This window comes from Streptomyces sp. NRRL WC-3626, from assembly GCF_000718785.1.
GTDB classification, from domain to species: domain Bacteria; phylum Actinomycetota; class Actinomycetes; order Streptomycetales; family Streptomycetaceae; genus Streptomyces; species Streptomyces edwardsiae.
The window spans coordinates 65,210-83,752 of the sequence record NZ_JOCA01000006.1 but is presented as its reverse complement, the minus strand read 5'-3'; the positions used below and the strand labels follow the sequence as shown (position 1 = coordinate 83,752).

Annotated in this window: 16 protein-coding genes and 1 tRNA gene; 11 read left to right on the top strand and 6 right to left on the bottom strand. The window is 70.7% G+C overall.

What is annotated here, in order from left to right:
* Positions 1 to 43 precede the first annotated feature (43 nt).
* The 3 genes from IF28_RS0111045 to glmS all read left to right on the top strand — a co-directional run bounded on the left by IF28_RS0111045 (position 44) and on the right by glmS (position 3,101).
* Positions 44 to 928: a DUF4429 domain-containing protein gene (locus tag IF28_RS0111045; RefSeq protein ID WP_030217185.1), complete on the top strand. Its 885-nt coding sequence runs from the start codon at positions 44 to 46 to the stop codon at positions 926 to 928.
* Between the two features lie 85 nt (positions 929 to 1,013).
* On the top strand, positions 1,014 to 1,271 hold the full coding sequence (locus tag IF28_RS0111040) for a hypothetical protein (RefSeq protein WP_030217181.1): 258 nt from the start codon (positions 1,014 to 1,016) through the stop codon (positions 1,269 to 1,271).
* Between the two features lie 12 nt (positions 1,272 to 1,283).
* Positions 1,284 to 3,101, top strand: coding sequence for a glutamine--fructose-6-phosphate transaminase (isomerizing) (glmS, locus tag IF28_RS0111035; protein WP_030217179.1), 1,818 nt, complete (start codon positions 1,284 to 1,286; stop codon positions 3,099 to 3,101).
* 330 nt (positions 3,102 to 3,431) lie between these two features.
* Here glmS and IF28_RS0111030 read toward each other — a convergent pair whose 3' ends face one another.
* On the bottom strand, positions 3,432 to 3,959 hold the full coding sequence (locus IF28_RS0111030; protein ID WP_030217176.1) for a universal stress protein: 528 nt from the start codon (positions 3,957 to 3,959) through the stop codon (positions 3,432 to 3,434).
* Between the two features lie 802 nt (positions 3,960 to 4,761).
* On the opposite strand from IF28_RS0111030, the gene IF28_RS0111025 reads away from it, so the two are divergent.
* The 3 genes from IF28_RS0111025 to IF28_RS0111015 all read left to right on the top strand — a co-directional run bounded on the left by IF28_RS0111025 (position 4,762) and on the right by IF28_RS0111015 (position 6,898).
* Positions 4,762 to 5,985 carry a helix-turn-helix domain-containing protein gene (locus tag IF28_RS0111025; protein WP_030217173.1) on the top strand — a complete coding sequence of 408 codons (1,224 nt, stop codon included), beginning with the start codon at positions 4,762 to 4,764 and terminating at the stop codon, positions 5,983 to 5,985.
* Between the two features lie 118 nt (positions 5,986 to 6,103).
* On the top strand, positions 6,104 to 6,706 hold the full coding sequence (gene orn, locus IF28_RS0111020) for an oligoribonuclease (protein WP_030217170.1): 603 nt from the start codon (positions 6,104 to 6,106) through the stop codon (positions 6,704 to 6,706).
* A gap of 119 nt (positions 6,707 to 6,825) precedes the next feature.
* Positions 6,826 to 6,898 (top strand) — tRNA-His (locus IF28_RS0111015).
* Between the two features lie 53 nt (positions 6,899 to 6,951).
* On the opposite strand, the gene IF28_RS0111010 is transcribed toward IF28_RS0111015, so the two are convergent.
* Positions 6,952 to 7,317 carry a winged helix-turn-helix transcriptional regulator gene (locus IF28_RS0111010; RefSeq protein ID WP_030217168.1) on the bottom strand — a complete coding sequence of 122 codons (366 nt, stop codon included), beginning with the start codon at positions 7,315 to 7,317 and terminating at the stop codon, positions 6,952 to 6,954.
* Positions 7,318 to 7,414: 97 nt separating this feature from the next.
* Between IF28_RS0111010 and IF28_RS0111005 the strand changes: the two genes are divergently transcribed.
* Positions 7,415 to 8,296 (top strand): NAD(P)-dependent oxidoreductase, encoded by an 882-nt coding sequence (locus IF28_RS0111005; protein WP_030217165.1) that lies wholly within the window; start codon positions 7,415 to 7,417, stop codon positions 8,294 to 8,296.
* A 63-nt stretch (positions 8,297 to 8,359) separates the two neighbouring features.
* Here the strand turns inward: IF28_RS0111005 and IF28_RS0111000 are convergent, their stop codons facing one another.
* Positions 8,360 to 9,415: a LacI family DNA-binding transcriptional regulator gene (locus IF28_RS0111000; protein ID WP_030217162.1), complete on the bottom strand. Its 1,056-nt coding sequence runs from the start codon at positions 9,413 to 9,415 to the stop codon at positions 8,360 to 8,362.
* A gap of 342 nt (positions 9,416 to 9,757) precedes the next feature.
* On the opposite strand from IF28_RS0111000, the gene IF28_RS0110995 reads away from it, so the two are divergent.
* The 4 genes from IF28_RS0110995 (at position 9,758) to IF28_RS0110980 (ending at position 14,601) form a co-directional block, all read left to right on the top strand.
* Positions 9,758 to 11,116, top strand: a complete 1,359-nt coding sequence (locus IF28_RS0110995; protein WP_030217159.1) for an ABC transporter substrate-binding protein — start codon at positions 9,758 to 9,760, stop codon at positions 11,114 to 11,116.
* 5 nt (positions 11,117 to 11,121) lie between these two features.
* Positions 11,122 to 12,132, top strand: a complete 1,011-nt coding sequence (locus IF28_RS0110990; RefSeq protein ID WP_030217152.1) for a carbohydrate ABC transporter permease — start codon at positions 11,122 to 11,124, stop codon at positions 12,130 to 12,132.
* A 12-nt stretch (positions 12,133 to 12,144) separates the two neighbouring features.
* Positions 12,145 to 13,050 carry a carbohydrate ABC transporter permease gene (locus IF28_RS0110985; protein ID WP_030217149.1) on the top strand — a complete coding sequence of 302 codons (906 nt, stop codon included), beginning with the start codon at positions 12,145 to 12,147 and terminating at the stop codon, positions 13,048 to 13,050.
* Positions 13,051 to 13,161: 111 nt separating this feature from the next.
* Positions 13,162 to 14,601 carry a GH1 family beta-glucosidase gene (locus IF28_RS0110980; RefSeq protein WP_030217145.1) on the top strand — a complete coding sequence of 480 codons (1,440 nt, stop codon included), beginning with the start codon at positions 13,162 to 13,164 and terminating at the stop codon, positions 14,599 to 14,601.
* 188 nt (positions 14,602 to 14,789) lie between these two features.
* Here IF28_RS0110980 and IF28_RS0110975 read toward each other — a convergent pair whose 3' ends face one another.
* The 3 genes from IF28_RS0110975 to IF28_RS0110965 all read right to left on the bottom strand — a co-directional run bounded on the left by IF28_RS0110975 (position 14,790) and on the right by IF28_RS0110965 (position 18,470).
* Positions 14,790 to 16,244 carry a cellulose binding domain-containing protein gene (locus IF28_RS0110975; RefSeq protein ID WP_030217138.1) on the bottom strand — a complete coding sequence of 485 codons (1,455 nt, stop codon included), beginning with the start codon at positions 16,242 to 16,244 and terminating at the stop codon, positions 14,790 to 14,792.
* A gap of 109 nt (positions 16,245 to 16,353) precedes the next feature.
* Positions 16,354 to 17,766 carry a sensor histidine kinase gene (locus tag IF28_RS0110970; RefSeq protein ID WP_030217135.1) on the bottom strand — a complete coding sequence of 471 codons (1,413 nt, stop codon included), beginning with the start codon at positions 17,764 to 17,766 and terminating at the stop codon, positions 16,354 to 16,356.
* Positions 17,763 to 18,470 (bottom strand): response regulator transcription factor, encoded by a 708-nt coding sequence (locus IF28_RS0110965; protein ID WP_030217132.1) that lies wholly within the window; start codon positions 18,468 to 18,470, stop codon positions 17,763 to 17,765. The genes IF28_RS0110970 and IF28_RS0110965 overlap by 4 nt, the downstream gene beginning before the upstream one ends.
* Between the last annotated feature and the right edge of the window lie 73 nt (positions 18,471 to 18,543).

Below are 18,543 nucleotides of genomic sequence, written 5' to 3'. Positions count from 1 at the left end.
AAGCCCCCACCGGCCCGCAGGATCCAATGAAACAATCCACCCCATGGCGGAAATCATCCAGAAGGACGGCACCTGGACCTTCGACGGCGACACCCTCCGGCTCACCCCCGGCCGGGACAAGAACGTCAGCCTCCTCCGCAGCACCCTTGGTGAGACGACCGTGCCGCTCGCGGCGATATCCCGCATCTCCCTGGAACAGGGAAAGAGGTCCGGCCGCCTTCGCCTGCGCCTGCGCGACGGCGCCGACCCCCTCCTCCACGCCGCCGCCGGCCGGCTCACCGAGCCGCACGACCCCTACCAGCTGATCGTCGAATCCGACCGCTACGGCGTCGCCGAGTACTTCACCGAGGAGGTTCGCACCGCCCTGCTGCTGGACCAGGTCCCCTCCGACCCGGTCGGCGAGTACCTGCTGCCCGGCCCGTCCGTGCCGCTGTCCGTCTCCGCCGGGGACGGCACGGTGAGCTTCGACGGGGAGCGCGTCCGGCTGGAGTGGAACTGGAAGACGGAGGACGCCAAGGCCGCCGCCGGCACCCGCACGCTCTCGGTGACGGATCTGACCGCCGTGGAGTGGCAGCCCGCGTCCGGACTGGAGAACGGGCACCTCCGCTTCCATGTGCGGCACGCCCCCACCAAGGCCCCGGCCAAATACGACCCCAACTCGGTGGAACTGTGGGGCTTCAAGAAGGACCCGCTGATGGTGCTGGTCGCCGCCGCCGTGCAGGCCCGGCTCCCGCACCCGGCCGCACCCTTCGACGACGGCGCGTCGCGTGAAGGGGAGGCGGCCCCGCAGCCGGCCCCCTCCCCCGCCGAGGACGGTCACGACGCCCTGCTCCGCCGGCTGCGGGAGCTGGGGGAACTGCACCGGTCCGGCGTGCTCACCGACGAGGAGTTCACCCTCGCCAAACAGGCGATTCTGAAGCGTATGTGACCGCACCCGGACAGTTTGGCGGTCGGCCTGCCCGATATCGGGCACGATTCTTGCGCATCGGCTGCCGGTACCCCAGGATCATCGGGTGCACGACGAACTTGTTGATCATCTGACGCGGTCCACGCCCCTCAGCCGGGGCGAGGCGCTGCGCGTGGTCCAGGACGTGCTCGCCTACTTCGACGAGACGACCGAGGAGTACGTCCGTCGCCGCCACCGCGAGCTCCAGGCCCAGGGCCTGGTGAACGCGACGATCTTCGAACGGATCGAGGCGGACCTCAGATACCGAGCGGTGGCGCCGCCCGAGCTCTCGCTCCGGCAGCTGCGCCGCATCGTCTACGGCTAGGAACCTACGTATATGTGCGGAATCGTCGGATACATCGGCAGGCGCGAGGTCGCTCCCCTGCTGCTCGAGGGCCTGCAGCGGCTGGAGTACCGCGGCTACGACTCGGCGGGCATCGCCGTCACGTCCCCGAAGGCGGCCGGCCTGAAGATGGTCAAGGCCAAGGGCCGGGTGCGTGATCTGGAGGCGAAGGTCCCGGCGCGCTTCAAGGGCACGACCGGCATCGCCCACACCCGCTGGGCCACCCACGGCGCCCCGTCCGACGTGAACGCCCACCCGCACCTGGACGCCACGGGCAAGGTCGCCGTCGTCCACAACGGCATCATCGACAACGCCTCCGACCTGCGCCGCAAGCTGGAGGCGGACGGTGTCGTCTTCCTCTCCGAGACGGACACCGAGGTCCTCACCCATCTGATCGCCCGCTCGACGGCCGAGAAGCTGGAGGACAAGGTCCGCGAGACGGTGCGCCTGATCGAGGGCACGTACGGCATCGCCGTGCTGCACGCCGACTTCCCGGACCGCATAGTGGTGGCCCGCAACGGCTCGCCCGTCGTGCTCGGCATCGGCGAGAAGGAGATGTTCGTCGCCTCGGACATCGCCGCCCTGGTCGCCCACACCCGTCAGATCGTCACGCTGGACGACGGCGAGATGGCGACGCTGAAGGCCGACGACTTCCGCACGTACACCACCGAGGGCACCCGTACGACCTCCGAGCCGACCACCGTGGAGTGGGAGGCCGCGTCGTACGACATGGGCGGCCACGACACGTACATGCACAAGGAGATCCACGAGCAGGCCGAGGCCGTGGACCGGGTGCTGCGCGGCCGGATCGACGACCGCTTCTCCACCGTGCACCTGGGCGGCCTCAACCTGGACGCCCGTGAGGCGCGCCGGATCCGCCGGGTGAAGATCCTCGGCTGCGGCACCTCGTACCACGCCGGCATGATCGGCGCGCAGATGATCGAGGAGCTGGCGCGGATCCCCGCCGACGCCGAGCCGGCCTCCGAGTTCCGTTACCGCAACGCGGTCGTGGACCCGGACACGCTGTACGTCGCGGTGTCGCAGTCCGGTGAGACGTACGACGTGCTGGCGGCCGTGCAGGAGCTGAAGCGCAAGGGTGCGCGGGTGCTGGGCGTGGTGAACGTCGTCGGCTCCGCGATCGCCCGCGAGGCGGACGGCGGTGTGTACGTGCACGCCGGTCCCGAGGTGTGCGTGGTGTCCACCAAGTGCTTCACCAACACGACCGTCGCCTTCGCCCTGCTCGCCCTGCACCTGGGCCGCACGCGTGACCTGTCGGTGCGCGACGGCAAGCGGATCATCGAGGGCCTGCGCCGGCTTCCCGGCCAGATCGCCGAGATCATGAAGCAGGAGGAGGAGATCAAGGAGCTGGCCCTGCGGTACGCCGAGGCCCGCTCGATGCTCTTCATCGGCCGTGTCCGGGGCTACCCGGTGGCCCGTGAGGCCTCCCTGAAGCTCAAGGAGGTCTCGTACATCCACGCCGAGGCCTACCCCGCGTCGGAGCTGAAGCACGGCCCGCTGGCGCTGATCGAGCCGGCCCTTCCCACGGTCGCGATCGTCCCCGACGACGACCTGCTGGAGAAGAACCGCGCGGCCATGGAGGAGATCAAGGCCCGCAGCGGCCAGATCCTCGCGGTGGCCCACCAGCTCCAGGAAAAGGCCGACCACACCCTCCTGGTCCCCAAGAACGAGGACGAGCTGGACCCCATCCTCATGGGCATCCCCCTCCAACTCCTCGCCTACCACACGGCCCTGGCCCTCGGCCGGGACATCGACAAGCCCCGAAACCTGGCCAAGTCGGTAACGGTGGAGTAGCCCGCCCCCGAGGAACGCGGGGCCGCCCCAACAAGCGGCCCCGCCCCCCGCTCCCAGGAACGCGACCCTGCACCGACCGGGGGCAACACCCTGCTTCCAAGCGGCGCGACCAACCCCACACCAGAGGCAACACCCTGCCTTTAAGGGGCGCGGGCCTGCACCAACCCGCGGCTCCGCCGCGCGGGCGCGACCAACCCCACACCAGAGGCAACACCCTGCTTTTAAGGGGCGCGGGGAACTGCGCGACCAGCCCCCACCGAGCCGCACACGCCAACGAACAGGTACAAGCCCCCACCCGTTGCCACGCAACACAACGGCCCCGTACCCGACTTACGGAATCACCACCACCGGCCGCTGCGCCCGCTTGGCCAACCGCCCCGCAACAGACCCGAAAAGACGCCCCACGAGCCCGTGGGTGGAACCCACGACAATCGCGTCGGCGGCATACTCCCGCCCCACCTCCTCGAGCTCATGGCAGATGTCCCCACCCCGCTCGACGAGAATCCACGGCACCTCCGCCAGATAGTCCGCGCAGGCGAGTTCGAGCCCGAGCACCTCGGTCCGGTGGTCCGGAACGTCCACGAACACCGGCGGCTCGCACCCCGCCCACACCGTGGTCGGCAACCGATTGGCGACGTGGACGATGATCAGCCCCGACCCGAAGCGCCGCGCCATGCCGATGGCGTAGGCGAGGGCCCGTTCGCTCGACGTGGAGCCGTCGAAGCCGACGACCACTCCGTGCAGGAACGCCGGGTCGCAGGGATGGCGTGGTTCCTCCGCCGCCAGGGGTTCGGACGCCGTGGGATCGGCGACCGGCCGCTTGCGGTCCGCGGGTTCGAAGAATTCGTGACCGGCCATGGCTGTCTCGGGGTTGTGATCCTTTGTGGGGGACGACAGTGTGCGGCGGAGCTGTGTCCGGGAATTATCTTCCCAACCCCATACCCCCAAGGGTACGGCGGCACGCCTCCTTCGCCCAGATCCCGCGCAACCGGCACGCGGGTCCCCCGGAGCATGCCCGAGGGGCCGCCCGCCACGCAATGGTTGCTGCCTTGTACAGGCGGTTTGCGCAGAATTCGCTTGACGGCGAGAGTGAACCCGTTCCGGACCGCCCGCACCGCGCACCCCGTGACCCACATCACAGGCCATACGGAACGCCGTACGGGGCACCGGACCCCTTGCGGGGCCGGCGCGAACGGCTTGACCACCGGCCCGGAACCGGAGCGTGACGGGCCCGGCGCCCCGGCGGCGCGGACACACCGGTCAACTGACCGGTTTCCATGCCCTCGCCCGTATCTTTTCAGCCAACTTCTGGCCGGTGTGCATCTGCCGCCACGAGCACCCTCCAACCCCCGTTCGACCTGCGCGGAAAGGGTCCATGGGGCCCCGCACGCCCTACGTGGATTGGCCACCGCGACAAGGCGCACTTCCCCGCACGGCCCACGAGTGCAACGCTTCGTGATCGAATGCTTCACGCCAAGTTGCCAAGTCGACAATGCGCCGGGTGCCGAACCGGCCACCGGCGCGCGACGGGACGCAGTAGATTCGATCTTGATGTCTTACGGCGGGGGACTCGTGCAGGACCGAGGGGAAACGTGCAGGAGCGACAGACCCGAAAGGTAAGGGTAGAGGGCGCCGCGACCACCGAGGGGGGCTTAGCAGCATGAGCCACGACTCCACTGCCGCGCCGGAGACGACGGCCCGGAAACTCTCCGGGCGCCGCCGCAAGGAGATCGTCGCGGTGCTGCTGTTCAGCGGCGGCCCCATCTTCGAGAGTTCCATACCGCTGTCGGTGTTCGGGGTTGACCGCCAGGACGCCGGCGTACCGCGCTACCGCCTGCTCGTCTGCGGGGGCGAAGAGGGCCCGCTGCGGACCACGGGAGGCCTGGAACTCACCGCGCCGCATGGCCTGGAGGCGATATCCCGGGCGGGCACCGTCGTGGTGCCGGCCTGGCGTTCGATCACCTCGCCACCGCCGGAGGAGGCCCTGGAGGCACTGCGCCGGGCCCATGAGGAGGGCGCCCGCATAGTAGGGCTGTGCACCGGCGCCTTCGTCCTCGCGGCGGCGGGCCTGCTGGACGGCCGTCCCGCGACCACACACTGGATGTACGCGCCGACGCTGGCGAAACGCTATCCGTCGGTGCACGTCGATCCGCGGGAGCTGTTCGTGGACGACGGCGACGTGCTGACGTCCGCGGGCACCGCGGCCGGAATCGATCTGTGTCTGCACATCGTGCGCACGGACCACGGCAACGAGGCGGCCGGTGCGCTGGCCCGCCGGCTGGTGGTGCCGCCACGGCGCAGCGGAGGCCAGGAACGCTACCTGGACAGGTCTTTACCGGAGGAGATCGGCGCCGACCCGCTCGCCGAGGTCGTCGCCTGGGCGCTGGAGCACCTCCACGAGCAGTTCGACGTGGAGACGCTGGCGGCACGCGCGTACATGAGCAGGCGTACGTTCGACCGCCGGTTCCGCTCGCTGACCGGCAGTGCGCCGCTGCAGTGGCTGATCACGCAGCGGGTGCTGCAGGCGCAGCGCCTGCTGGAGACGTCGGACTACTCGGTGGACGAGGTGGCCGGCCGCTGCGGGTTCCGCTCGCCGGTCGCGCTGCGCGGTCACTTCCGGCGCCAGCTGGGCTCGTCCCCGGCCGCCTACCGGGCCGCGTACCGCGCGCGGCGCCCGCAGGCGGACCGGAACCAGGACACCGAGGGCGCGCCGGGCGCGCTTCCGCCGACGGGTCCGGGCCACCCGGGACACCAGGTGCCGCCCGCCCTGCACCCGGACAGCCCGCTCCCGCACCAGTCCCGCCGCACGGCGGCGGCCGGCTCCCTGGGCCCGTCCCTGACGGCCTCGGCCTCGGCCCTGCCGGGCCAGCGCAGCGCACCGTGAGCTGAGCGACGGGCCGGAGACCACGCGGTCTCCGGCCCGTGGCGGGCGACGGCCCCTGTGACGTTCACACGAACACCGGCACGTCACCGCGAGGCCGGCGCCCCTTATGGTGAGACACATGAACGATCGCATGGTGTGGATCGACTGCGAGATGACCGGCCTCTCGCTGTCGGACGACGCGCTCATCGAAGTGGCCGCCCTCGTCACCGACTCCGAGCTGAACGTGCTCGGCGAGGGTGTGGACATCGTCGTCCGCCCGCCGGACCGGGCCCTGGAGACGATGCCGGAGGTGGTGCGCGAGATGCACACCGCGTCCGGGCTGCTCGCCGAGCTGGAGGGCGGCACGACGCTCGAGGAGGCCGAGCGGCAGGTCCTCGACTATGTGCGGGAGCACGTCAAGGAGCCCGGCAAGGCCCCCCTGTGCGGCAACTCCGTCGGCACCGACCGCGGCTTCCTGCTGCGGGACATGCCGACCCTGGAGGGCTACCTCCACTACCGCATCGTGGACGTGTCCAGCGTCAAGGAGCTGGCCCGCCGCTGGTACCCGAGGGCGTACTTCAACAGCCCGGAGAAGAACGGCAACCACCGCGCGCTCGCCGACATCCGCGAGTCGATCGCGGAGCTGCGCTACTACCGCGAGGCCGTCTTCGTACCCCAGCCGGGCCCCGACTCGGAGACCGCGAAGAAGATCGCCGCGAAGCACGTTCTGCCTGCTCAGTAGGCGGATCGGGGGGTCGCAGGAGGGTGCCCCCCAAAGCCGGGCGCGAGCACCCCTTCGGACCCTGTACACTTTTTCTCGGCCGGTCGGAGAAGTCACAGACTCCCGCCGACAAGGCCATGGTGGGTGTAGCTCAGCTGGTAGAGCACCTGGTTGTGGTCCAGGATGCCGCGGGTTCGAGTCCCGTCACTCACCCTCTCGGAAGAGGCCGGTGACCTTCGGTACGAAGGTCACCGGCCTCTTCCGTGTCAGGTCCGCAGGCGGGGGGCGGCCACGGTCCCGCGCGGCCGCTCGCGCCCCCAGGCGGCCAGCGGCTCGAGGGCGTCGTTGAGGCGCAGGCCGCTCTCTGTCAGCGAGTACTCCACCCGGGGCGGCACCTCGTCGTAGGAGACACGGCACACGACGCCGTCCGCCTCCAGCTCACGCAGGTGGGAGGCCAGCACCTTCTCGGTGATTCCCGGAAGCAGTCGGCGCAGTTCGCCGAAGCGACGGCAGGGCTGCTCGTGGAGCGCCCAGAGGATCAGCACCTTCCACTTGCCGCCGATCACCTCCATCGCGGTGTCGATCCCGCAGACATGTCCGTCCGGTGTGCCCGGCCGGTTGGGCGTCACCATGTCCCACCCCTTCCGACGTGCTCGCTCACCCCGGGGTAACCACCCACTCCCAAGTGCGTACTTGATCACCCATGGGCCGGCGGCCAGCCTAATCGGCATGACACAGAACGCTGTTGAGGAGACTCCCGTCACCCTGCTGGGCCTCGGCGCGATGGGCACCGCGCTGGCCCGCGCCTGGCTTGCCGCCGGCCACCCGCTCACCGTCTGGAACCGCACCCCGGCCCGCGCCGCGGCGCTCGCCACCGAGGGTGCACGGGTCGCGGACACCCCCGCCGCGGCGGTCGCGGCGAACGGCCTGGTCGTCGTCTGCCTCCTGGACGACGCCTCGGTCGCCGAGGTGCTGGCCGGCACCGACCTGGCCGACCGGGACCTGGTCAACCTGACCACCGGTACCCCTGCCGAGGCCCGCGCCCGTGCCCGATGGGCCCGCGAGCGCGGCGCGCGCTACCTGGACGGCGGGATCATGGCCGTCCCTCCGATGATCGGCGTCCCGCAGGCCGGCGGCTATGTCCTCTACAGCGGCTCGCACGAGCTGTTCGAGCGGCACCGGGAAACCCTGGCCGTCCCGGCCGGCACCACCTACGTCGGCGAGGACGCGGGCTTCGCGGCCCTGTACGACGTGGCCCTGCTCAGCGCCATGTACGGGATGTTCGCCGGGGCCGCGCACGCCTTCGCCCTGATCCGCAAGGAGGACATCGACCCCGCGGCGCTCGCCCCGCTGCTCGCCGACTGGCTCGTCGCGATGGCCCCGGCGGTTCACCAGACCGCCGACCGGCTGCGCAGCGGCGACTACACCAAGAACGTCGTCTCCCACCTCGCCATGCAGGTGGCCGGCACGCCGACCTTCCTGCGCACCGCCGAGCAGCAGGGCGTCAGCCCGGAACTGCTCAGCCCCTACTTCGAGCTGATGCGCCACCGCCTGGCCGAGGGCGGCGGCAAGGAGGACCTGACCGGCGTGATCGACCTGCTGGTCCACTGACCAGCACCCTCACACCAGGCTTTCTTCATGACCCGTGACGGTCGCGCCGACTCGCCGCGGGCGTCACGACGAGGCGCGGCCCACCAGTTCCGTCGCCAGGACCATCTGGCGGCGTTCCAGTTCGCGGGTGGCCGTGGGGCGGCGGTCGGCGACCTCCGCGAGGAGGAGGTCGATCATCGCGCGGCCCATCTCCTCTATGGGCTGGCGCACGCTGGTCAGCGGCGGGTCCATGTGGCGGGCGATCGCGGAGTCGTCGTAGCCGACCAGGGCCACGTCGTCGGGGATGCGGCGGCCCGCCTCGCGCAGGGCGTACCGGGCGCCGGCCGCGGTGACGTCCGAGGCGGCGAAGACGGCGTCCAGGTCGGGGCGGCGCTCCAGGAGGGCCGCCATCGCGCGTCGGCCGCCGTCCTCGGAGAAGTCGCCCGCCTCGATCAGCAGCTCGTCCGCGGCGTGGCCCGCCTCGCGCAGGGCGTCGCGGTAGCCGTCGATGCGCCGCTGGGCGCCGTACACGTCGAGGCGGCCGGTGATGTGGGCGATGGTGCGCCGGCCCCGGCCGAGGAGGTGCTCGACGGCCTGGCGGGCGCCGCCGTAGTTGTCGGAGTCCACGGAGGCGAGCGTCTCGGCGGCCGAGCGGGGGCCGCTGATCACGGCCGGGATCTCCAGCTGGGACAGCAGTTCGGGCAGCGGGTCGTCGGCGTGCACGGAGACCAGCAGGACGCCGTCCACCCGGTGCGCGGCGAGGTACTCGGCGAGCCGCTGCCGCTCCCGGTCGCTGCCCGCGAAGATCAGCAGCAGCTGCATCTCGGTGTCGGAGAGCGCCGCCCCGACGCCCCGGAGCATGTCGGAGAAGTACGGCTCGGCGAAGAAGCGGGTCTCCGGCTCGGGCACGACGAGGGCTATGGCGTCGGTACGGTTGGCGGCCAGCGCGCGGGCGGCCGTGTTCGGGACGTAACCGAGTTCGGCGACCGCCGCCTCCACCGCGGCGCGTGTGGCGTCACTCACCCTGGGGGAGCCGTTGATCACGCGGGAGACCGTGCCTCGGCCCACGCCGGCGCGGGCGGCCACCTCTTCGAGGGTGGGGCGGCCGCCGCCGCGGCCCCGCGCTCCGTGGCTTGCCATCGGCTCCGCCTTCCGTCGTATGTCACGCTGGCCTGGAATGTAACAGCCCCGTCGGTGACGGCGGCCACCGCCGGGAGGCCTCCGGCGGACTGCGGGCTTCCGGGAGCGGGTCCCGGCCGTCCAGTTAACAGCCCGATAACTGAAGGCACTTTGCCGCGTCTGTTCCCTTGACACCCTCGCCCGGACCCGCGACTCTTCAACACATCACTTGTGGGAGCGCTCCCACAGTACCTGACACATACACAACCCGCACGTTCCCCGCCCGAGCCGCAACGCGCAAGATACGGGTTCAACAAAGCCGTTGTCCGGGGGGTCGGCACGTCAGGGCAACAGGAGGACGCAATGCGAGCACGTACCCTCCCCCTCTCCCGTCAGCGGTCGGGCGGGGGGAAGCCCATCGCCCGTAAGGCACTGGCCATCGCGGCCGTGGTGTCGCTGGGCACCGGGCTGCTGGCCGGCTGTGCCGACGACGGTGGAGACGACTCCGATTCCTCGTCGGGCGGTGGTGAAGGCAAGACCACCATCACCCTGGGTCTCTTCGGCACCATGGGCTTCAAGGAGGCCGGCCTCTACGCCGAGTACGAGAAGCTCAACCCGGACATCAAGATCGCCGAGAACGTGATCGAGCGGAACGAGAACTACTACCCGGCTCTCGTCAACCACCTGACCACCAACAGCGGTCTGATGGACGTCCAGGCGATCGAGGTCGCCAACATCGCCGAGGTCGTCGGCACCCAGGCGGACAAGTTCGCGGACATGTCCAAGGTCGAGGGTGTGAAGAAGGACGGCTGGCTGCCCTGGAAGTGGGAGCAGGCCACCGCCAAGGACGGCCAGACCATCGGTCTCGGCACGGACGTCGGCCCGATGGCCATCTGTTACCGCAAGGACCTCTTCGAGAAGGCCGGCCTGCCGACCGACCGCGCCGAGGTCGGCAAGCTGTGGGCCGGTGACTGGAACAAGTTCATCGAGGCCGGTGAGAAGTACAAGAAGGGTGCCGCCAAGGACTCCTTCTTCATGGACTCCCCCGGCGGCCTGCTCAACGCCGTCCTCAGCAGTGAGGAGGAGAAGTTCTACGACGCCGACGGCGAGGTCATCTACAAGACCAACCCGGCCGTCAAGGACGCCTTCGACCTGACCGCCGAGGCCGCCAAGAAGGGCCTGGTCCAGGCGCAGACGCAGTTCCAGCCGGCCTGGGACACCACCATCGCCAACAGCAAGTTCGCCACCGTCGCCTGCCCGCCGTGGATGCTCGGCACCATCAAGGGCAAGGCGAAGCCGGAGGACGCCGGCAAGTGGGACGTGGCCGTCGCACCGAAGTCCGGCAACTGGGGCGGCTCCTTCCTCGGCGTGCCGAAGAGCGGCAAGAACGTCGAGGAGGCGCAGAAGCTGGTGGCCTGGCTGACCGCGCCCGAGCAGCAGGCGAAGCTGTTCAAGGTGCAGGGCAGCTTCCCGAGCGCCCCGGCCGCGTACGACAGCCCCGAGGTGACCGGCGCGAAGAACGAGATGACCGGCGACTCGCCGATCGGTGAGATCTTCTCCGAGGCCGCCAAGCAGATCCCGGTCCAGGTCATCGGTGCCAAGGACCAGATCATCCAGCAGGGTCTGACGGACAACGGCGTCATCCTGGTCACCAAGGGCAAGTCGGCCGCGGAGGCCTGGGAGACGGCCACCAAGACCATCGACAACAACCTGGACAAGTGACCCGAATGGCCACCCGCTCCGACACCGCCGCGTCCCCCGTCAAGGGGGGCGCGGCCCCGGGCAGTGCGCCCGGGGGCTCCGCCCCGGACAAGGAGGCGAAGCGCCGGGCGAAGCTGTCCCGCCGCTGGCAGCGCGACGCGCGCTGGAGCCCGTACGCGTTCGTCACGCCGTTCTTCCTGCTGTTCGCCGCCTTCGGCCTGTTCCCCCTGCTGTGGACCGGCTGGGCATCGCTGCACCAGGTGGAGCTGACCGCCCCGACCGACATGGAATGGGTCGGGCTGCGGAACTACACCCGGATCTTCGACGACGACTTCTTCTGGAACGCGGCGAAGAACACCCTGACCATCGGCATCATCTCGACGGTCCCGCAGCTGATGATGGCGATGGGCATCGCCCACATCCTGAACTACAAGCTGCGCGCCTCGACCTTCTGGCGGGTCGCGATGCTCGCCCCGTACGCCACCTCGATCGCCGCCGCCACCCTGGTCTTCGTGCTGCTCTTCGGGCGCGACTACGGGATGATCAACTGGGTGCTGGACATCTTCGGCATCGACCCGATCGGCTGGCAGGACGACAAGTGGCCCGGCCAGTTCGCCGTCTCGAGCATCATCATCTGGCGCTGGACCGGGTACAACGCGCTGATCTACCTGGCCGCGATGCAGGCGATCCCCCAGGACCTGTACGAGTCGGCGGCGCTGGACGGCGCCAGCCGCTGGCGGCAGTTCCTGCATGTGACGCTGCCCTCGCTGCGTCCGACGATCCTGTTCACGGTGGTCGTCTCGACGATCGGCGCCAGCCAGGTCTTCGGTGAGCCGCTGCTGTTCGACCCCAACAAGGGGGCGTCCGGCGGCGCGGAGCACCAGTTCCAGACGCTCGGCCTGTATCTGTACGAGCAGGGCTGGGTGAACCAGCATCTGGGCCGTGCCTCGGCGATCGCCTGGACGATGTTCGCGATCCTGATCGTCATCGGCATCATCAACCACGTCATCTCGCGCCGGCTGCGCGCCAGCAGTTAAGGAGTTGTGGCCGTGACGACGACTGTGACGCCCCCCGAGACACCGCCTGCCAAGGCACCGAAACGTCCGCGTCTGCCGAAGTCCGCACGGGCGGGCGGCACGCTGCACGGCGGTCCGATCGCGTATGTGATCCTGATCGTGTTCATGCTCGTATCGCTGTTCCCGCTGTTCTGGACCGCGGTCGCCGCGTCCCGGGACAACCAGCGCCTGGCGGAGACCCCGCCGCCGTTCTGGTTCGGCTCCAACCTGTTCAAGAACCTGGAGATCGCCTGGACCGAGGCCAACCTCGGTGAGGCGTTCCTCAACACCACGATCGTGGCGGGCATCTCGGCGGTGACCATCGTCGTGCTGTCGACGATCGCCGGGTTCGCCTTCGCCAAGCTGCGCTTCAAGGGCCGCAACATGCTGATGCTGATCGTCATCGGCACGATGATGATCCCGCCGCAGCTCAGCATCATCCCGCTGTACATGATGGTCGCCAAGCTCGACTGGACCGACCAGCTGCAGGCGGTCATCTTCCCGTCGCTGGTGAGCGCGTTCGGCGTGTTCTTCATGCGGCAGTACCTGATCCAGGCGCTGCCGGACGAGGTGATCGAGGCCGCGCGGGTGGACGGCGCGAGCAGCTGGCGGGTGATCTGGCACGTGGTGTTCCCGGCCGCGCGCCCGGCGATGGCCGTGCTCGGCATGCTGATGTTCGTACAGGCCTGGAACGACTTCCTGTGGCCGTTCCTGGTGCTGACCCAGACGGGCAACCCGACCGTGCAGGTGGCGGTCGCGGGGCTCGGCCGCGGGTACACCCCGGACCAGTCCCTGATCATGGCGGGTGCGCTGCTGGGTACGCTGCCCCTGCTCCTGGTCTTCGCGATCTTCGGCAAGCAGATCGTGGGCGGCATCATGCAGGGCGCCGTCAAGGGCTGACCCCGCGTTCGTCTTCGTACCCCTGGGGGCCGGGTCACCGCCGCTCCGGCCCCTCACCCCCTTGTTCCTCGTACTCGTCGGTCTTCCACGACCTCCTATGGGAGCGCTTCCATGTCTGACTCCGCAACGCCGGCGACCCCGGTGACCTTTCCTCCCGCCTTCCTCTGGGGCGCCGCGACCTCCGCGTACCAGATCGAGGGGGCGGTGCGGGAGGACGGGCGCACGCCTTCCATCTGGGACACCTTCAGCCATACGCCGGGCAAGACGGCCGGCGGCGAGACCGGTGACATCGCCAACGACCACTACCACCGCTACCGCGACGACGTGGCGATGATGGCGGGCCTGAATCTGGGCGCCTACCGCTTCTCCGTCTCCTGGTCGCGGGTGCAGCCGACCGGGCGCGGCCCGGCCGTGCAGCGCGGTCTGGACTTCTACCGCCGCCTCGTCGACGAGCTGTTGGCCAAGGGCATCAAGCCGGCCGTCACCCTCTACCACTGGGATCTGCCGCAGGAGCTGGAGGACGCGGGCGGCTGGCCCGAGCGCGACACCGCCTACCGCTTCGCCGAGTACGCGCAGATCGTGGGCGAGGCGCTCGGCGACCGCGTAGAGAACTGGATCACCCTCAACGAGCCGTGGTGCAGCGCCTTCCTGGGCTACGCCTCCGGGGTGCACGCCCCCGGCCGCACCGACCCGGCGGCCTCGCTGAAGGCGGCCCACCACCTGAACCTGGCGCACGGCCTGGGCGCCAAGGCGCTGCGTTCGGTGATGCCGGCCCGCAACTCGGTCGCGCTCAGCCTCAACTCCTCCGTGGTGCGCCCGCTGTCGCCGGACGACCCGGCGGACGTGGCGGCCGCCCGCAAGATCGACGACCTGTCGAGCGGCGTCTTCCACGGCCCGATCCTGCACGGCGCCTACCCCCGGACGCTGCTGGAGGCGACCTCGTCGCTCACCGACTGGTCGTACGTCCTCGACGGCGACCTGGACCTGATCCACCAGCCGCTGGACGCGCTCGGCCTCAACTACTACACGCCCACGCTGGTTTCGGCGGCGGACCCGGACGCCAAGGGGCCGCGGGCGGACGGTCACGGGGCGAGCGAGCACTCGCCGTGGCCCGCCGCGGACGACGTCGCCTTCCACCAGTCGCCGGGCGAGCAGACCGAGATGGGCTGGTCCGTCGACCCGACCGGCCTGCACGAGCTGATCATGCGCTACAACCGCGAGTCGCCCGGTCTGCCGCTGTACATCACCGAGAACGGCGCGGCCTTCGACGACAAGCCCGACGCCGACGGCAAGGTCCACGACCCCGAGCGCGTCGCCTATCTGCACGGCCACCTGTCGGCGGTGCGCCGGGCCATCGCCGACGGCGCGGACGTGCGCGGCTACTACCTGTGGTCCCTGATGGACAACTTCGAGTGGGCGTACGGCTACGACAAGCGCTTCGGCGCGGTGTACGTCGACTACGCGACCCAGCAGCGGACCCCGAAGTCCAGCGCCCTGTGGTACGCGCGGGCGGCGAAGTCGGGAGTACTCCCGGAGCCCGAGAGCATCTGACCTGCTCCGGGTCCGGGTAACGGGGGACGCGGGGTACGGGGGGCGGGGCGCGGTGCCCTGGGGGGGGTGCCGCGCCCCGTTCGCGTGTCCGGCTGCCACCGGACGTGCGGGTGCCCCGGCCGGGTGGGGGGTGGACCGGCCGGGGCACGCGCTTCCCCGTTTCTCGTGGTGGCTTGTCGTGGTGCGGGTCAGTTGTAGGCGGCGAACGCCTTCGAGAAGGCGAACCGGTCCTGGAGGATCGAGCTGCAGGTGGGGTCGGCGGACGGCTTGGTGCCGCCGGCGCACTGCTGGTCACGGGTGCCGGACCACATGGACAGCCAGCCGAGGCCCTTGGACCGGGCGAAGTCCACCAGCTGCGTGGCGTCCTCGACCTTGAAGATCTCGGTGACGACGTCGTTGACGCCGATCATCGGGGTGACGGCGACCGTCTTCCAGGCGTCGGCCTCGCTGAGCCCGAGGACACCCTTGATCTGGGCCTGGGTGGCGGTGGCGGCCTGCTCGGCGTAGGTGCCCATGTCGTCGCTGTACGCCGGCCCGTAGTCCATCGCCATGATGTTGACGGCGTCGATCCGTACGCCGTTCTTCTTGGCGTCGGCGAGCAGGTTCACGCCGTCCTGGGTGAGGCCCTCCGGCATCACCGGGAGGGTGAAGGAGACGTCCAGGTCCGGGTGGCCCTGCTGGAGCTTGGCGATGGCCTGGGCGCGGCGGGTGTTGGCGGCCGCGTCGGGCAGCGCGCCGCCCTCGACGTCGAAGTCGACCTTGGTGAGCTTGTAGGTGTCGACGACCTTGGTGTAGGCGGCGGCCAGCGCGTCCGCCGAGGCGCAGGTGGTGCCGAGTTCGGAGCCGGTGGCGCCGCCGAACGAGACCCGGACGTCGCCGCCCTTGGCGCGCAGGGCGCCGATCTGGCCCGCGACCGCGTTGCCGCCGAGGTCGCTGACGCCGCCCCACTTGGGGGTGCAGCCGCCGCCGTCGGTGATGAAGGCGAGGTTGTAGTTCTTCACACCCGTCGCCTCGGCGGTGGCGACCAGGTCGAAGGCGGGGAAGAGGGAGGTGTCGACGTAGGGCGCGAAGCCCGCGCCGGCCTTGGTGCCGGTGCCGGTGCTCTGGGTGGGTTCGGCGGTCGGCTCCTCGGTCTTCGTCGGCTCCTCGGTGGGGGCGGGCTCCTCGGTGGGGGCCGGGGCGTCGGTGGGACGGCCGCTGGGCTCGGGCGTGGGGGCGGTCTCCGCGCCGCAGGAGGCGCCGTCGACGAGACAGCCGCTCGGGTCGCCGGTGCCCTTGGCGACGAAGCCGACGGTGACGGACTCGCCGGCGGCCAGGCCGTCGGTGTCCCACTTCGCGGACCGCACGGTGGCGTGCCGGCCGCTGACACTCGACTCGGCGTTCCACAGCGAGCCGAGCTCGGTGCCGGCGGGCAGGTCGAACTCGAGCTTCCAGTCCTGGTTCCGCTCGCCGCTGTTGTTGGTGACCACGTACTGGGCGGTGTACCCGGTGGTCCACTCGCTGGTCCTGGTGTACGCCGCGCCGACGCCGGCCGCCTGGGCGGTGCTGGTGAACAGGAACGCCCCGCCGCCGGCCACGGCCGCCGCGACCACCGCGCCGATCGCCTTGTTCCTGCCGCTGACCCTGCGCCGGTGCGTGCTCATCGCGTGCCTGCCTTCGTTGCCGTTCGAGGGGGTGTGCGGCAGCACGCTAGCGAGCCCGAATCGGACAAAGTTCCTGATCCGGAAGGCGGTTGAGGATCTTAGGGTGCGCTTAAGGAAGGGATCGGGGACGGTTAAAGGAGGCGACCAGCCGGCCGGGTCCGCGACGGCGGCGCACGGTCCCCCGGTGTCCGCGCCGCCGGGGTGCCCGCTCGCGTCCGTCGAGCTGGAGCCAGATCCGCACCTCGGTCCCGCCGAGCACCGACGAGCCGATCCGTACGTCCCCGCCGGTGGACTCGGCGAGCCGGCGCACGATGTCCAGGCCGAGCCCGGTCGAGCCGTCGCTGCCGGAGCCCCGGCCGCGCGCCATCGCCGTCTCCGGGTCGGGTATGCCGGGGCCCGCGTCGGAGACCAGCACGATCACCGCGTCCTCGCCGTTGTGCACGTCGACCGCGAAGGCGGTGCCCTCGGCGGTGTGCCGGAAGACATTGCCGAGCAGCGCGTCGAGGGCGGCGGCCAGGTCCGTACGGGCCACGGGTATCCGCACCGGCCGGTCGGCGCCGGCCATCCGCCATTTGCGGCCCTCGTCCTCGGCGAGCGCCGACCAGAACGACATCCGCTCCCGCACCACTTCGGCCGCGTCGCAGCCGGCGCCCGGTCCGGCGGCGGCGGTCTGCGGCTTGGCGTCCCGGGCGGTGCGGATGATGGTGTCGACCTCCCGCTCCAGCTGCTCGACCGCCGCCCGGGTCTGCTCGGCGGCCGGACCGTCGCCGAGCGAGGCGGCGTTGAGCCGCAGCACGGTCAGTGGCGTACGCAGCCGGTGGGACAGGTCGGCGGCCAGCTCCCGCTCGTTGGCGAGGAGTTGGACGACCTGGTCGGCCATGGAGTTGAACGCGACCGCCGCGAGGCGCAGTTCGGTCGGCCCCTCCTCGGGCACGCGGGCGCCCAGCTTGCCCTCCCCCAGCTCGTGCGCCCCCTCCACCAGCCGCTGTGCGGGCCGCACCATCCGTACGCCCAGCCGGTCGGCGACGGCGACGGAGCCGAGGATCAGGGCGACGCCGACTCCGGCGAGCACCGCCCAGGCCGTGCCGACGCCGTTGGTGACCTCGGCCTCGGGGACGAACACCTCGACGATGGCGATCTCGCCGCTGCTGAGCGCGACCGGCTGGAGCAGCGTGGAACCTCCGGCCACCGTGGCCGTGGAGGCGCGCCCCAGTTTCCGTACCGCCTCGATGTCCTTCTCGGCGGCCCGCCGTTTCCCTATGTCGAGGGGCTCGCCGCCCTGGCCGGCCGGGATGTGCACGGCCATGGCGGCGTCGGAGCCGGCGGAGGCGACGACGCGTTCGAGCTCTTCGCGGTCGGTGGTGATGGACAGCGCGGGGGCGACGGCCGCCGCCTCCCGCTCCGCGTTGGAGAAGGCGCGGTCGCGGGCCATCTCCCGGATGACCAGTCCGAGCGGCACCGCGAACGCGACCACGACCATCGCGGTCACCGCCAGCGACACCTTCACCAGGGCCCATCTCATCGCGGCTGCTCCGTCCCGGCCGGGGGCTCCAGCTTCACGCCGACGCCCCGCAGGGTGTGCAGATAGCGGGGCCGTGCGGCGGTCTCCCCCAATTTGCGGCGCAGCCAGGACAGATGGACGTCTATGGTCTGGTCGTCGCCGTAGGACTGCTGCCACACCTCGGCGAGGAGCTCTTTGCGGGGGACGACCACTCCGGGCCGGCCGGCGAGGAAGGCGAGCAGGTCGAACTCACGCCGGGTCAGGTCGAGTCGTACGCCGTCCAGTTCGGCCTGGCGGCGCAGCGGGTCGACGGTCAGGCCGCCGACGCGGATCACGGGAGAGGGCGCCGCCTCGCCTCCGCCGGAGCGGGCCCGGCGCAGCACGGCCGCCATCCGGGCCGACAGGTGCTCCACCGAGAAGGGTTTGGTCAGGTAGTCGTCCGCGCCCGCGTTGAGCAGTCGTACGATCTCCGTCTCGTCGTCCCGGGCGGTCGCGATGATCACCGGTACGTCGGTGATGCCACGCAGCATCTTCAGTGCCTCGGAGCCGTCGAGATCGGGCAGCCCGAGGTCCAGGACGACCACGTCGAAACGGAAGTGGGCGACCTCGCGCAGCGCCTCCAGCGCCGTACCCACGCTGCGCACGGTGTGCGAGGCGTCGGTGAGCTGCCGGATCAGCGCCGAGCGTACGAACTGGTCGTCCTCGACCACGAGAACACTTGCCATGCGCCGCACCGTACGCCATGCCGGGCACCCTCGTGCGGGCCTGTGGATAACTCCGGAAACCTCCGCAGCCGCG

What these genes read in the sequence shown, in the direction of transcription:
- IF28_RS0111045 (WP_030217185.1), top strand. Translation starts at nt 44, where the DNA reads ATGGCGGAAATCATCCAGAAGGACGGCACCTGGACCTTCGACGGCGAC.
- glmS (WP_030217179.1), top strand. Translation starts at nt 1,284, where the DNA reads ATGTGCGGAATCGTCGGATACATCGGCAGGCGCGAGGTCGCTCCCCTG.
- IF28_RS0111030 (WP_030217176.1), bottom strand. Translation starts at nt 3,959, where the DNA reads ATGGCCGGTCACGAATTCTTCGAACCCGCGGACCGCAAGCGGCCGGTC.
- IF28_RS0111025 (WP_030217173.1), top strand. Translation starts at nt 4,762, where the DNA reads ATGAGCCACGACTCCACTGCCGCGCCGGAGACGACGGCCCGGAAACTC.
- orn (WP_030217170.1), top strand. Translation starts at nt 6,104, where the DNA reads ATGAACGATCGCATGGTGTGGATCGACTGCGAGATGACCGGCCTCTCG.
- IF28_RS0111010 (WP_030217168.1), bottom strand. Translation starts at nt 7,317, where the DNA reads ATGGTGACGCCCAACCGGCCGGGCACACCGGACGGACATGTCTGCGGG.
- IF28_RS0111005 (WP_030217165.1), top strand. Translation starts at nt 7,415, where the DNA reads ATGACACAGAACGCTGTTGAGGAGACTCCCGTCACCCTGCTGGGCCTC.
- IF28_RS0111000 (WP_030217162.1), bottom strand. Translation starts at nt 9,415, where the DNA reads ATGGCAAGCCACGGAGCGCGGGGCCGCGGCGGCGGCCGCCCCACCCTC.
- IF28_RS0110995 (WP_030217159.1), top strand. Translation starts at nt 9,758, where the DNA reads ATGCGAGCACGTACCCTCCCCCTCTCCCGTCAGCGGTCGGGCGGGGGG.
- IF28_RS0110990 (WP_030217152.1), top strand. Translation starts at nt 11,122, where the DNA reads ATGGCCACCCGCTCCGACACCGCCGCGTCCCCCGTCAAGGGGGGCGCG.
- IF28_RS0110980 (WP_030217145.1), top strand. Translation starts at nt 13,162, where the DNA reads ATGTCTGACTCCGCAACGCCGGCGACCCCGGTGACCTTTCCTCCCGCC.
- IF28_RS0110975 (WP_030217138.1), bottom strand. Translation starts at nt 16,244, where the DNA reads ATGAGCACGCACCGGCGCAGGGTCAGCGGCAGGAACAAGGCGATCGGC.
- IF28_RS0110970 (WP_030217135.1), bottom strand. Translation starts at nt 17,766, where the DNA reads ATGAGATGGGCCCTGGTGAAGGTGTCGCTGGCGGTGACCGCGATGGTC.
- IF28_RS0110965 (WP_030217132.1), bottom strand. Translation starts at nt 18,470, where the DNA reads ATGGCAAGTGTTCTCGTGGTCGAGGACGACCAGTTCGTACGCTCGGCG.